We start from the raw sequence: 13,612 nt of genomic DNA on the forward strand, positions 1-13,612 counted from the left end.
GGTGTTGTCGTATCTGCCACGGGTCAGCCCGGTCGCGGTGGTGCTCATCCAACCCGGCCGATCACCGGGCCACAATGCGCTCCAGGGCGGCGAGGTCCTGTTCGAGCATCCGGAACAACCAGTAGATCGCGACGAAGGCCAGCGCGCTGCCGATGCAGAGCACACGCAGCGGCACGATGACCGCCGGAATATCCGCGGCCGGAATGAAAGTCGCGCCCGCGACGCCGAGCAGCGGCACCGCGGCGGCGATGGCGAGGAAGTAGGTGCTGCGGCGGTCGAGTTGGCGCAGTTGGGCGCCATCGGCGGCGCCGAGCCCGCCGTGCGGCACGAACATCGGGTAGATACTGCGCACCGCGTAGAAACTGACCAGAAAATACGGGTAGGCCATGGCGATCGCACCGCACACGATCTGGGTGATGAAGAAATGCACATAGGCCTCGGCGGTGAGGTGATTGCCGGAGACCTGCACCGAGACCGGGACGACGACACCGGAAAATACCCATAATGCGAAGCAGGTCAACACATTTCGTGGGCCGAGTCGCAGGGTGTCGGTGCGGGCCCGCGCCAATGTGGGCGCATCGTAGGACTTGCCCTTGCGCAGCCCGCGCGAAATGGACCAGAGATCGGCCAGCAGCACATTGGTGACGACGATCCCGATGAGGAAGCAGATGCCGTAGGCGGTGACGGCGATCTGGTCGAAGCGGTGCTGCGCCTGCTCGTCGAGTTTGGCGATGATGAGCGTGCGATTGTGGTTGTAGCTGTACAGGATTGCCAGGGCATTCGGACCGCCGATGGCCAGCGCCATGATGGGGTGCATGAGCACTCGAGCACGCGACCGCCAGCTGTTCGGCGGCGGGTCGACCAGATCGCGGGCGCGCGCGTCCAAGCAGACATCGAATTGCTGAGCCATATCCGCACCGCGCGCCCACCGCTTATCCGGATCCGGGTCGAGGGCGCGGACCAGTGCGCGGCGCAGCGCGGCCGGACAATCGGCTGGAAGATTCTGATACGGCAGCGATTGCGGACTGCCGGAACGGCGGTCCAACATGGCGTCGAGTGCGGTGCGGTCGCCGCCGGTCACCGTATTGTCATCGAAAGGTTTACTGCCGGTGAGCAATTCCCACAGCATGACGGCCAGGCCGTAGAGGTCGCCGCGGGTATCGAGGTCGGCGGCCGTCGTCGATTTAGCGGGGTGTACGGCGGCCAGCTGCTCCGGTGACATATAGGCCAGCGAGCCGCCGAAGTAGGCGACCGGGCTGTCACCGGAGACATTGCCGCTGAAGCTGATATTGAAATCGGCGAGTTTGGGGATGCCCTCGGCGGTCAGCAGCACATTGGCTGGTTTGATATCGCGGTGCAGCACCCCGCATCGTCCGGCGTAGTCCAGTGCTTGGGCCAGTCTGCGGCCGAGCCAGGCAATGGTCTCCGGCCACGATAACTCGGCCAATTCGGCGCGGACGGGGGATTCGCTGGGACGGATCTCGCCCTTGTCGGCGAGTACGGAGTCGATGACATCGAGCAGCATTGCGCCCGAGCGCTCCGCCGCGGGTGTATTGCGCACGCGCTCGAGTACGGTGAACAGCGTGCCGCCCGGCACGTACTGCATGTACAGCAGGCGCAGGTGGCGACTCTCCAAGACCCGCTGGTCGAAGACTCGCACGATGTAGTCGTGGTCGAGTTGGGCCAGCGTCTGTGGTTCGGCGCTCCTATCCTGGGAGATCTTCACCGCGACGAGTCGCTGCATGGAGCGCTGTCTGGCCAGGAACACCCGCGCGAACGCGCCACGACCCAGTCCGGTCATCAGGTCGAAGTCATCGACCTTCTGGCCGACGTCGATCTCGTCGAGGTCCACCGGATCGGCCGGGACGGCCAACAGAGTGCTGCGGTAGTCGTCAGTGGCCAGCATTTCCGAGAGTTGCTCGGCCTGTTCGGGATAGGCCGCGGTGTATTCCTCGACGTCAACCGAACTGCCCGCACGTCTGCGGACGTGGAACTCCTCGTAGATGAGATCGGGCGGAAGTGGCCAGGTACGCAATTCCGGCAGGTCATCGACGTATTCGGCGAGGCGCTTCGGTTCGGTGCCACGCAGCCACCGGTTCGCCAGATCGACCTTGATCAGCTCGATCAGCGACACCCGACGGATGGCGGGGGATTCGGGCAGATAGGCGGGTAGATCCGGGGGTCTATCGGCTGCCCGCCAGGCTTCCGCGAATCGCTCGACGACCTCGGCGACCCCGGTGCCGCGCGAGCCGCTTGGCGAGCGGTCCGGAGCGACCGTCGCCCGCGGAACCGGCGGAGCGGGATGCGCCATCTGCGCATCGTAGCTCCGCCGATGCCCGCATGGCGGGCGAGTTGGGCAACTGATTTGCTAGCTCAATGCCTGGTAGAGACTGAGCCAGCGGTCGGGGGAAACGAAGCCAACGGGTTCGTCGATGGCGATTCCGGCCATGATGCACGCAGTTCGGACCTTCGACGCCGGATAGGCCCGACGCAATGTGGCCGCGAGGGAGCCGCCGAGGCCGGAGAAGCCGAGTTCCACGAGTTGGTGGTAGCCGCGGAGTTCCCGACGCGCGAGCAATGGTTGTGCACGTCTGCGCAGCCGCAGGACGGCAGCGTCGGCCCGCGGTATCGGACGGAAGTAGTCACGGTGGACTACGATGCCCAATTCCATTGTCACAGTGGGCCATTGGGTGACGGTTAGCCTGGTCCAGCGGCCGTAGTCCCCGGCGTATTTGCGGGCGAACTCGCGTTGGGTCAGTAGCGTGGCCGAGGTGAGCTTCGGTGCCGCGAGACACCAGCGCACGATATCTGTGCTCGCGGCGAACGGGATATTCGCAACGACGGTGAATGGTGTGCGGGGCGGGGTGATTTCGCGAATATCGGCGTGGTACACCTGAATTCGGCGATCGTCCGCACAGCGCGAGCGGAGTTTCTCGACGTAATGGCGATCCTTTTCGTAGGCCAGGATGTGGTACGCGTTGCCGAGGAGGTGGCCGGTGAGTATGCCGTCGCCGGGGCCGACCTCCACAACGAGGTCATCGGCGCTGATACCGGCCCCGCGGACCAGCCGCGCTGCGACGCGGGTATCGGTGAGAAAGTTCTGCGAGAGCTGTTTGCGGGTACTGCCGGAGCGGATTCGGGCCTGCGGCAGCGAATGATTGCGGGACATGGGTGCCCTCCGAACGGAGTGGTCGAATCAGGAATGTGTGATTCGCCCGGACCCATGCCGGAACACTATGGGGCGCAGCCCATCCCAGTGCGGTCACGCGACGACCGGACCGGCGGAATCGATCAGATCGATTGAGAAGCGGGAGCAGCGCAGTGCGCGGGCAGAGGCCGGGCCGCCGCGCGGGGCCGCACGTAGTATGCGCGGACCACACACGCTCCGTTCAAGCCAGGACTGCCTCCCATACGGGCAAACCTAGCGCACGCCACAGTTGTCCGCGACCGATTTTCGGACCCGTCCCACGGGCCTCGCCGCAAGCGGCGGCCGGGTGAAATACCCACGATTCTGGGCTTCGACCTGCTCGGCGTCGCCTCGATGGCCGCCAGGGCTCAGCTGGCGGTGGCGAATCCCGCTGTCGCTCAGCCCAGGTTCACCGATTGATCGTGTTCGTCGGTCTGTTCCTCGGCTGCGCAGGCACGCCAGACCCTGGCCTCGTCGTGATTGCCCTGACGTTCGAGGAGTTCGGCGAGTCCGGTCATGGCGCGTGATTCGCGGCGCTCGGCCGCCGTGCGCCACCAGCGTTCGGCGTTGCCGAGTTCGCCCCGATTGAACAGGACGACGCCGAGATCATATGCCGCGCCGGCGTGTCCGGCCTCGGCGGCCTGTGCCCACAGACCGCACGCCTGGTCCTCCTCGCCGCGTCCGAACATGGCGACGCCGAGATCGTAGAGGGCGGCGCGATAGCCGCGCTCGCCATCCTTGGTGCGCTCGTCCGGTCGCGATTGCGGTCGCTCGGGCTTCGGTGGTTTCGGAAGCTCGATGTGGTCGGTATCCGCTGCCGGTTCCGGCATTACCGACACCTGCTTTTCGACTGTTGACGAAGGCGCCGCCAACCGGCTATGCGCGGGCTGCAACGGTCTCGTCTGCTCGGCCTCCGGGAGCTCGGGGCGGGCAAATGCCGTTTGCAGTGGTTCCGGGAACCGCACCAATTCCAGATCAGGGGGTGTCGGCTGTGGCTCGGGGAGTCGAGGCGGTGCAGGGGTTACGGATACGGCTCGCTGCGGCTGTGTCGCTGGCGTCGCCTGCACGGGTCTTTCCTGTCGCGGTTCTGCGGGTTGTTGTGGTTCTGCGGGCGGTGGTTGGGGTGGGGCAGCCGGGGGCGAGACGGAGATCGCGGGCGAACTCGCGGTATCCACCTCGACGACCAGGTTGGCGAAGTTCGGCGGGCCCTCACCGACGCTGCACCAGAGGATGATCCGGCCGGTAGGTGGTTGTTCGATGAGGATGCCGTAGTTGCCGGACCAGGATTTCTGTGCCCCGAACCCATCGACCCACACCGGCGTGAGCGAGAACAGTGCGCCCGGATCAGTCGGGACCACCTCGAAGGTGACGCCGGCGGCAAGGGCATCGCTCCACACGTCGACACCGGCCAGGCGTCTGCCATCGATGCCGAGGTGCCCGTCCACCACCGATAGCCCGATTCCGTGGCCGCGCAGACCCGCGGGTGGTGCCGCGGACAGCAGCTTCATGGTGACCAGAATCGGCGCGGGTCCGACCTGTTCGGTGTACATCGGGTAGATCAGGCTGCCGTTCCAAGTGATCGGGTCAGCGGACTGGTAGCGGGCGGCCAGCGGTAGGTTGTCCGGCGAATTCTGGGCATACCAGTGCGAATACGGCTGATTCATATCGCGCCCCGACCTTTCACCTATGCTTCCTCGCCCCTGGCCATGCGGTCCGGCCGGTAACACCGTACTCGCCTCGAATCCGGTGGATGTCTCAGTCCCAGGCGGACCGCATCGCGATCCACCTTGACGACACCAGAAGTTCTTCGCCTGTTCCGGTACCCCTTTTCGAGTCCGTCGAAAGCCGGCACCGGCTGTGCTGGTCCGCGAAGGGTACTGAAATGCAGTGGGGCCACAATGCCCTGCTCGACCTCGGTGCGCGCCCGAATGTGGATGTCCGGCGGACACCTCGATCACGGCGCCGCCAGGCGACACGTCCACGATCTTCCACCTGATGGCGGCGGCAATCAACTCGACTGCACTCGAAGACGTTGCGCACCATGCGATATTGCAGTCCGTTCCCCGATCGACAAAGAGAATTTACGTGTAACTCACGGTTACATATAAATCGGCTTCTGCGGAATTCGGGTGCCAGAGCGGCGATGGGATCATCGTACCCGGTCGCGGACCGCGTTGCGACGCGGCTGCGAATCGGGCGGCACCCCGGATTCGACCCACGGATGAACGGTATCCGTGGGTCGAATCGATCAGGCTTCAGACGCCGACTGCCTCTTCTATTTCCGCTTCGGTGGCGGTTGGTTGCTGTGCATGCGGGGGAGCAGCGGTTGCGGGGGAGGCGTGGCGTTCATATCGAGCGGCCACCACCAGCAGGACCGCGCCGACGGCCAGCCACACGAACAGGCTCGCGATCCGACCGGCGAAACCCGCACCACCGTCGAAGTACAGCAGGCTGCGTGCACCCTCCACGAAACCGGCGCCATTCCAGAAGGCATGCAGCGAACCGAAGAAGCCGTTCTGCAGTTCGGGGCGGTAGATGCCGCCAGAGGTGGTGAAGTTGAGCATGACGAACAGCACCATCAACGCGAGCGTGGTCCAGCGCTTCAGGAAGGTGTGCAGTCCGATGCCGACGGTGATGATGCCCGCCGAGTACAACCAGCCCATCGCCCAGATCGCCGCGTAGTCGTGCTCGACGATATGGAAGACCGGTGCGGCCACCACGATTCCGATAACGCTGACCACCAGCGAGGTCGCCAGGCCGATCACCGCGCGCACTCGCATGGACAGTCCGGCACCCGCAGCACCGATCGCGGCGACGCTGCCGTAGGAGCCGATGCTCAGGGCGACCAGCAGGAAGAACAGGCCCTGGCCGGTGGGGTCACCGCTGGCGGTCTGGGTGATATCGGTGACCGTCATCGGCACTCCCTGCGTCCCGGAGACCTGCCGGAACACCAGCTCGACCGCCATGGCCGTGGTGTCGGAATTGGCCTTTGCCACAAGCAGTTCGGGATGTCGGGCGTCGGGAATGTACGCGCCGGAGAGCGTGCGGTCCCGCAGCTGCGCGGTCGCGTCCGCACGGGTGGGCAGCGTGACGACCCCGAGCGCGTCGCCGGCCTTGTCCTTCATGGTCTGCGCCAGCACCATGTCCTGCGCGGATGTGCCGACCACGGCGACCTTCAGATGATTCGGCTCGGGCTGGTGGAACGCACCCAGATAGGCCAGTGCCATGCCGAGACACATCAGCAGCGGGGTCAGCAGATGTCCGGTGACGTGGCGTAGCTGGTGCGAGCGCATAGGGGTCAACTCCTAATAGTTGGTAAATACAACTATTAGTGTTGTATCATACAACTGATGTATAGTGCAACTATGACCAGTGAACAGCGCGCTGCGGCAATCCACATCATCCAGCGCGAGTTGACCGCATTCGCCCGGCGCGCCCGCGGCCGCGCCTCGGAGCTGCATCCGGAGTTGTCGCTGGTGGCATCGAGCATTTTGGATCTGGTCATCGAGCGCGACGGTTGTCAGGCGACCGATCTCGCGGACCATTTCATGCTCGACAAGTCCACGGTCAGCCGACAGGTGGGCGCGCTGGAGCGCTTGCGTTATCTGACCCGGGAGGTCGATCCGGAGAACCGGCGCAACCACATTCTGCGGCCGACGCCGGAGGGTCGTCGGGTCGCGGGGGCGGCCGAGCGGCGGCGTCATCAGGAGTTCGCCGAGCGCTTGACGACATGGGACGATGCCGACATCCGACGTTTCGCCGATTATCTGGTTCGCTATAACATCGCGAAGTGACCGCGCGAATTCCCTAGTCCCACTGCATAATTCCAATTATCCCGGTTGCCAAACCAAGCGCTTGCTACGCTCACTCGATGATCCCCACGATTGTCTGGGGCACCGGCAATGTCGGCCGGGCAGCCATCCGCGCCGTCGACGCACATCCGGCGCTGGAACTCACAGGCGTGCTCGTCCACAACCCGGATAAGGTCGGCCGCGACGCGGGTCGGCTCGCGGGACTCGACTACGACCTCGGCATCCCGGCGACCGCGGATATCGAGGCGGCCCTGGCCGCCGGCCCCCGTGCGGTGGTGTACGCGGCCTCGGGCGATATCCGTCCCGATGATGCGCTCGCCGACATCATCCTGGCCGTCGAGTCCGGCGCGGTTGTCGTCACCCCGGCGCTGTACGCGCTCTACGATCCGGCAAGTGCCCCATCCGAAATGCGCGATCCGGTGCTCGCGGCCGTCACGCGAGGCGGCGGGTCGCTGTTCGTGTCCGGTGTCGATCCCGGTTGGGGCAATGACGTGCTGCCACTGCTGATGAGCGGACTCGGCAGCACCGTGGATGCGCTCCGCTGCCAGGAAATCTTCGACTACACCACCTACGACCAGCCCGATTCGGTGCGCTATCTGGTCGGCATGGGCCAGCCGATGGACTATCTGCCACCGATGGTGGCGCCAGGCATCCCGACGATGGTGTGGGGCGGGCAGATTCGGTTGATGGCACGGGCGCTCGGCGTCGAACTCGAGGAGATCCGCGAAACCCTGGACCGGCGCGCGCTCGACGCCACGGTGACCACCGAGCGGATGGGGGAGTTCGCGGCGGGCACCCAGGGCGCCTTGCGATTCGAGGTGCAGGGGATCGTCGCCGGCGAGGCGCGCATCGTCATCGAGCACGTCACCCGAATCGCCCCGTCCTGTGCGCCGGACTGGCCAACACCGCCGGACGGCGAGGGCGCGCACCGTGTACTCATCGAGGGCCACCCGCGCATCGAAATCACCATCGAGGCCGCCGACGAGGACGGAAACCGTTCCGCGGGCGGCAATGCCACCGCGGTCGGTCGGCTGGTGAATGCCATCGACTGGCTCGTCGACGCCGCACCCGGACTCTATGACGCGCTCGATGTCCCACTGCGCCCCGCAGTCGGCAAGCTCGGAAGGAAACACCCATGATCATCGATATCCCCGAGGGCAAGGACCCGATCGGTTACGTATGGGGCGAGATGGTGCCCGGCATCGGCCTGGCCGCCTCGAACTTCTCGCTGGCGGTGTATTCGCATTCGACTCTCGGACTGCGCGAATTCGAGGCGGCGCGACTCAAGATCGCCCAGGTCAACGGCTGCATCTTCTGTCTGGACTGGCGCACCGAACGTGACGGTCAGAAGGTGGAGCCGGAGTTCGCCGACGCGGTCACCAACTGGCGCACCACCGAGCTGTTCGACGAACGCACCCGCCTGGCCGCCGAATACGCCGAGCGCTACGCCACCGATCACCACAATCTCGATGACGAGTTCTGGGATCGGATGCGAGCCAAGTACAGCCAGACCGAAATCGTCGAATTGAGTATGAGTATCGGCTCGTGGTTGGCGTTCGGGCGGCTCAACCATGTGCTCGGGCTGGACGCGATCTGTGTGTTGCCGGGACATTCATCGTAGGCGAATGACTTTGTCCGAGCGACAAATCGCTCAGGTCGCGCTCTCGATCGAGCCCTCGCACATGTGCTGCCGTTCGCGGGTCATCCCGAGGCCGACGGGTGGCTCGACGACGTGCTGGAGGTAGCCGATCACGCGCTGCTGATCTGCGCGCCGCAGCGCCGAGTGGTGCGCGAATCACCCAGTGGCGCTGACTGTTTCAGTCCACGGGCGACCAATCGATGGCATCCAGGCGACTCCAGTCGTCGCAGGCCCAGTCCCAGATGAGTTGGGCGACAGTCGCGCCGTCGGACACCGTGGCGCCGAGGCGTTGATCGCGGACCGGGTGGTGGATTTCGAGGGTGTAGTCGGTGGGAGAGTTGCGGTAGGTCTGGATGAAACTCTTCGCGTCGTTTCGCTTTCGGGCGATGAGGAATGGCGTGGCGGCCAGTAGATGGAGTTGGCGGACCCAGTCGAAAACCTCGCGCTGGGTGAGTGAGGAGTATTTGCGTTCACCGCCGATATCGACCGAGGCGTAGCGGCGAATGTCGGGACTCGTCAAAGTGTTGGTTCGCGCATCGTAGATTTCATATGCGAAACCCGCAATGAGGGCTTCGATGAGCTCGCGTACTCGCGGCGCGGCGTAGTCCATGGCGGAGCCGCGAGTCCTGCGGCGATCCACACTGTCGGCGGCGGTCACCCGCACCGAATCTCCGGCCGCCTCGATCCGCAGCCTGGCATGCCGGGCCGCGGCCGGAATTCGGCTGTTCCAGCCGTGTAGTCCCGCGATGACGGTCTGGTACAGGTGGTCATCGGCGGGTTGTCCGCGTCTGGATCGAAAATAAGGAAGTACGTCCCCCGGCGATGCCGCCGCGCCCGCGGGTAGCACCACGAACTCATAGCTCATCAACCCAATTTAACTCGGCCCCCGACACATTCGCCCGCCCTGTTTTCGATCAGAACTTTGCCGAGAACCCCATCTTGATAGGCAAGTGGTTACTTGCCTATAGTGGGCGTGTGAGCGGCGATGTCTTCAAGGCGCTGGCCGATCCCACGCGTCGGGCGATCCTCGACGAATTGGCCGATCGCGACGGCCAGACGCTGTTCGAGCTCTGTGCGCGGCTCACCATGGGCCACCAGCTCACCTCTAGTAGGCAGGCGATATCACAGCATCTGGACGTGCTGGCAGCCGCAGGTCTGGTGACCACGCGCCGGGACGGCCGGTACAAGTTCCACCATCTGAATCGAGAACCACTACGGCGGCTCACCCACCGCTGGCTCAAGGAGGGCCGATGATCCGCATCAATATCACCAGTGTCCTGGTCGACGATCAGGACAAGGCCTTGCGCTTCTATACCGAGGTCCTCGGCTTCGTGAAGAAGACCGAAGTTCCACTCGGCGAGGCGCGCTGGCTGACGGTCGTCTCGCAACAGGAACCGGACGGCGTCGAGCTGCTGTTGGAGCCCGATGGGCATCCGGCGGTTCGACCGTTCAAGCAGGCGCTGGTCGAGGACGGAATTCCGTTTACGTCGTTCGCGGTCGACGACCTGTACGCCGAGTACGAGCGGTTGCGCGGACTCGGCGTGCGATTCACTCAGGAGCCCCTCGATCAGGGCCCGGTGGTCACCGCGGTACTCGATGACACTTGCGGCAATCTGATTCAGATCGCCCAGCTGAAGAACTGAGGCTCAGGCCGTTCGGCGGACCCGCGGTAGCGTGTCGGCGAGGAGATCGAGCTGGCGGCGTGCCTGCAGTGAGCCGATGCGCAGCACCAGATGCTGCGCACCCGCATCGAGGTACTGTCCGAGCCAGTGGACACATTCCTGGGCAGAACCGCCGAAATAGGCTTGGATCACAGACATTTCGTCCAGGGACCGGCGGTAGTACCGCCGGACGTAGTCACCGAGTTCGCGGCGGGCGGCGGCGGAGTCCGGGTTGATATTGACGGTGGCGTAGAGGGCGGGAGTGATACTGCGGCTGGTCTTTCCGCGGAGGGTATGCCAGGCGCGGGCATAGGCGTCCGGGTTCGGTAGGAACGGCAGCCAGCCGTCGTAGTGGCGGGCCACCCGTTCGAGCACCCGCGGTGTGTCACTGCCCGCCAGCCACAGCGGCGGACCGGCAGGGGTCGCGGCGGGGAGCGTGCGGGTGAGGTCGTCGAGTTGCCAGTAGCGGCCGTCGAATTCGGTTCCGCCGGACCAACTCCGGCGCCAGATGGCCACCGTTTCGTCCAGTCGACCGACGCGTTCGTCGAAAGGTACGCCGACGCTGGCGAATTCGTCCCGGCTCTCGGGGAGTGGGAACCCGGCGCCGAGCCCGAGGATCAACCGGCCACCGCTGAGTTGGTCAACGGTGGCGGCAGTGTGGGCGCCCAGCAGTGGATGACGCAATGTCGCGGTGAGTGCGGCGGTGCCGAGCCCGACCCGCGCGGTAGTCGCGGCGACGGCGGCCAGCAGTGGCAGCGGATCGACTCGGGTGCGCGCCAGCGGGGAATCGCCGATCCACACCGAATCGAAACCGGCGTCCTCGGCGGCCCGCGCGAACCGGACCAATCCGGCGGCATCGTGTTCGCCGGTCATCGAGGTTTCGCGGCTGGGGAGCAGCAGGCCGATCTGTGTCATACCGGCGATCTTCGGCCGCGCTGGCGATTCGGGGCAATTACCTCGGAGGTAAGCGACTACCGGGGTTCGAACTCCGATTGGACGAGATCCTCCGGGAAGGCATACCGCCGAAACGCCCAGTACCGGAACGCCATGGCGAGCAGCACACCCAGAATCTGGCCGGTGATGAAGTTCGAGATAGCCTGGGTCACCGGACTGACGTGCGGCACCCGGATATCGAGCACGTAGAGGGCAACCGCCTGCGGCAAGAGCGTGACACCGATACCGAGCGCACTGATGGCGAAGAACAGCGCCGCCTCGTGGTGCCGTTCCCGACCGCCCCGGGTCCGGAACGACCACTCCCGATTGAGCACATAGGACACGATCGTCGCGATCAGCACCCCGAGCACGCGTGCGGTGAGCGGCTTCTCCCCGAGCACCGTCAACTTCAGTGCGTAGACGATTCCGGTGTCGATGAACCAGGTGATTCCACCCACTACCGCGAACTTCAGCAGCTCACGCCGCTGGATCAGATACGACCGGTAAGGCTCCGGGATCCGGTCGAGCGCAAGCTGGACGAAGGACACGCCCCGCACTATATCCAGCAAATCCGTCACCTCACGTTTTCCGACCGTCGATGCCGCCCTAACCCAAGCATGCCCGCGCGCGTCGCGCTAGGTAAGCGACCTTTCGTGCTCTGCGCGGCCGCGTTGGTCAGCGCGACGGGGATGCTCGTGGCACTGTGTCTTGACTGGCCCCGTAGTCGGAGGAGGAGCGCCAATGGCCGATGCAGGCAATTCCAGTGTTGTGTTGACCGCGGGGAAGGCGCAGGCCAGCATCGACCCGGAGGATGGCGGGCGGCTGACCAGTTTCCGGGTCGGTGAGCTGGAGCTGTTGCGGCAGGGGGCACGGTATGGCGCATTTCCGATGGCGCCCTGGTGTGGGCGAATGGGATTGGGACAGTTCCGGTATGGCGGCGCGGTGCATCAGATGCCGATCAACGCTGATCCGCACGCGATCCACGGCACGGCCCGCGACCGGGCCTGGCGCGTCCTCAGTACCACGGCATCGACTGCCGCGCTGAGCTGCGAGCTCACCGACCCATGGCCGTATCGCGGACGAGTCATCCAGGAGATTCAGCTCACCGAGCAGGCCATCAACCTCACCATGCGGGTCGAAACCGCTGGCGAGCCGTTTCCCGCGCAGGTCGGTTGGCATCCGTGGTTTCTGCGAAATCTGGGCTCCGGCAAGGACATCCAACTCGACTTCACCCCCGCCTGGCAGGAGGAGCGCGGCCCCGACTATCTCCCGACCGGACGCCGCATCGCACCGCAACCCGGCCCCTGGGACGACTGTTTTGCGATGCCCGATGGCACCGCTGTCACCCTGACCTGGCCCCATGCCCTGGAACTGATCATCACCAGTCCCGCCGAGTGGGTCGTCATCTTCGACCAACAGCCCGAAGCCGCCTGCGTCGAGCCGCAATCCGGTCCGCCCAACGGCATCAATACCCACCCGCGACCGGTCACCGCGAGTGATTCGTTGGAACTTTCCACTACTTGGGCCTGGCGGCTGCTCGACTGAAGTTTATGCGCGATCGATCTCTGCAGCCACGCCGTTGAGGATCAGTTCCAGCGCGAATACGAAGTCCTGCTCGTCCGAATCGGTATCCGCATCCGGCGGCGTTTCGAACAGCGGACCGGCGAGCAGTGCGGCGGCCTCGGAGAAACGGTCCGGATCGACCAGCTTCGCCAGGGCACGGCGGTAGTTCCGATTGGCCTGCACCTCGTCGAGTCCGGTGCCGCGCCGTGCCTCGGTGATGTCCTGGGTGAGCAGGCTCGATTGCCGTACATGTCCGCTCGCTAGCATCAGGATGCCTGCCTTGGTGGCCCAGGAGAGTCCGGTGTCGGCGAGTGCGCGCAGCCCGGCATCCAGCCAGCCGATCGTGTTCGGACCGCGGGGCGGCCCGGATATCGGTATCTGCGGCAGCCACGGATGCTCGGCGTAGACCGCCCGCATCGCGTGCGCCCACTGGCGCAGACCGGCCCGCCAGTCGATGGGCGCGGAACCGAGATCCGGTGCCGGACCAATGGCGAAATCGGCCATCAGCTCGAAGAGTTCGTCCTTCGAACCGACGTGGCGATACAGCGCCATTTTCGTGAAACCCAGTGCCTCCGCGACCTTCAGTAGTGTGACTGCGGCGAGCCCGGAGCGATCGGCGAGATCGACCGCGGCGCGCACGACCCGGTCGACGTCGAGTTCGGCTGGTCGCCCGAGCCGTGCGGACGCCGGGAGTCGCCACAGCCTGCCCAGATCGGCGGGAACCGCCTCGTCGGTCATGGACTTACCTCCTCGGGATCACCGATACTCCCGGCGGATACTAGCCCGCGAGATAGTATATGTTGGATAGTATCCCTGG

Annotated in this window: 14 protein-coding genes; 6 read left to right on the top strand and 8 right to left on the bottom strand. The window is 65.2% G+C overall.

The genetic code is table 11. The features are described from left to right. Positions 1–61: 61 nt before the first annotated feature. From AB0L58_RS14435 to AB0L58_RS14450, 4 genes are all read right to left on the bottom strand, one after another. Entirely contained in the window at positions 62–2,311 is a 2,250-nt protein-coding gene (locus AB0L58_RS14435) for a serine/threonine-protein kinase (RefSeq protein WP_364386459.1), read from the bottom strand. A 57-nt stretch (positions 2,312–2,368) separates the two neighbouring features. Continuing rightward, positions 2,369–3,169 carry a 23S ribosomal RNA methyltransferase Erm gene (gene erm, locus AB0L58_RS14440; RefSeq protein ID WP_364386461.1) on the bottom strand — a complete coding sequence of 267 codons (801 nt, stop codon included), beginning with the start codon at positions 3,167–3,169 and terminating at the stop codon, positions 2,369–2,371. 416 nt (positions 3,170–3,585) lie between these two features. Next, the gene (locus AB0L58_RS14445) at positions 3,586–4,851 is read right to left on the bottom strand and encodes a hypothetical protein (RefSeq protein ID WP_364386463.1); all 1,266 of its coding nucleotides are present in this window, start codon (positions 4,849–4,851) and stop codon (positions 3,586–3,588) included. A gap of 591 nt (positions 4,852–5,442) precedes the next feature. Further along, a complete protein-coding gene (locus tag AB0L58_RS14450) occupies positions 5,443–6,480 on the bottom strand; it encodes a hypothetical protein (RefSeq protein ID WP_364386465.1) in 1,038 nt (345 codons plus the stop codon). A 72-nt stretch (positions 6,481–6,552) separates the two neighbouring features. Between AB0L58_RS14450 and AB0L58_RS14455 the strand changes: the two genes are divergently transcribed. The 3 genes from AB0L58_RS14455 (at position 6,553) to AB0L58_RS14465 (ending at position 8,620) form a co-directional block, all read left to right on the top strand. Further along, complete coding sequence (locus AB0L58_RS14455) at positions 6,553–6,981, top strand: MarR family transcriptional regulator (RefSeq protein WP_364386467.1); 429 nt, start codon at positions 6,553–6,555, stop codon at positions 6,979–6,981. Between the two features lie 77 nt (positions 6,982–7,058). Next, positions 7,059–8,138, top strand: a complete 1,080-nt coding sequence (locus AB0L58_RS14460) for a dihydrodipicolinate reductase (RefSeq protein WP_364386469.1) — start codon at positions 7,059–7,061, stop codon at positions 8,136–8,138. Then, entirely contained in the window at positions 8,135–8,620 is a 486-nt protein-coding gene (locus AB0L58_RS14465) for a carboxymuconolactone decarboxylase family protein (RefSeq protein WP_364386471.1), read from the top strand. Before AB0L58_RS14460 ends, AB0L58_RS14465 begins: the two co-directional genes overlap by 4 nt. 196 nt (positions 8,621–8,816) lie before the next feature. On the opposite strand, the gene AB0L58_RS14470 is transcribed toward AB0L58_RS14465, so the two are convergent. Then, entirely contained in the window at positions 8,817–9,503 is a 687-nt protein-coding gene (locus tag AB0L58_RS14470) for a hypothetical protein (RefSeq protein WP_364386473.1), read from the bottom strand. A 110-nt stretch (positions 9,504–9,613) separates the two neighbouring features. On the opposite strand from AB0L58_RS14470, the gene AB0L58_RS14475 reads away from it, so the two are divergent. Together AB0L58_RS14475 and AB0L58_RS14480 are read left to right on the top strand one after the other, a co-directional pair. After that, positions 9,614–9,892: a metalloregulator ArsR/SmtB family transcription factor gene (locus AB0L58_RS14475; RefSeq protein ID WP_364386475.1), complete on the top strand. Its 279-nt coding sequence runs from the start codon at positions 9,614–9,616 to the stop codon at positions 9,890–9,892. Then, positions 9,892–10,281: a VOC family protein gene (locus tag AB0L58_RS14480; protein WP_364386687.1), complete on the top strand. Its 390-nt coding sequence runs from the start codon at positions 9,892–9,894 to the stop codon at positions 10,279–10,281. The genes AB0L58_RS14475 and AB0L58_RS14480 overlap by 1 nt, the downstream gene beginning before the upstream one ends. A gap of 3 nt (positions 10,282–10,284) precedes the next feature. Here AB0L58_RS14480 and AB0L58_RS14485 read toward each other — a convergent pair whose 3' ends face one another. Further along, positions 10,285–11,214, bottom strand: a complete 930-nt coding sequence (locus AB0L58_RS14485; protein ID WP_364386477.1) for an LLM class flavin-dependent oxidoreductase — start codon at positions 11,212–11,214, stop codon at positions 10,285–10,287. Positions 11,215–11,270: 56 nt separating this feature from the next. Continuing rightward, positions 11,271–11,780 carry a GtrA family protein gene (locus AB0L58_RS14490; RefSeq protein ID WP_364386479.1) on the bottom strand — a complete coding sequence of 170 codons (510 nt, stop codon included), beginning with the start codon at positions 11,778–11,780 and terminating at the stop codon, positions 11,271–11,273. 193 nt (positions 11,781–11,973) lie between these two features. Here AB0L58_RS14490 and AB0L58_RS14495 point away from each other — a divergent pair, with 193 nt between their 5' ends. After that, the gene (locus tag AB0L58_RS14495; protein ID WP_364386481.1) at positions 11,974–12,777 is read left to right on the top strand and encodes an aldose 1-epimerase; all 804 of its coding nucleotides are present in this window, start codon (positions 11,974–11,976) and stop codon (positions 12,775–12,777) included. A gap of 3 nt (positions 12,778–12,780) precedes the next feature. Here AB0L58_RS14495 and AB0L58_RS14500 read toward each other — a convergent pair whose 3' ends face one another. Beyond that, a complete protein-coding gene (locus AB0L58_RS14500; protein ID WP_364386483.1) occupies positions 12,781–13,533 on the bottom strand; it encodes a TetR/AcrR family transcriptional regulator in 753 nt (250 codons plus the stop codon). Positions 13,534–13,612 lie beyond the last annotated feature (79 nt).

The sequence above is a fragment of the Nocardia sp. NPDC052112 genome (assembly GCF_040680135.1).
Classification (GTDB): domain Bacteria; phylum Actinomycetota; class Actinomycetes; order Mycobacteriales; family Mycobacteriaceae; genus Nocardia.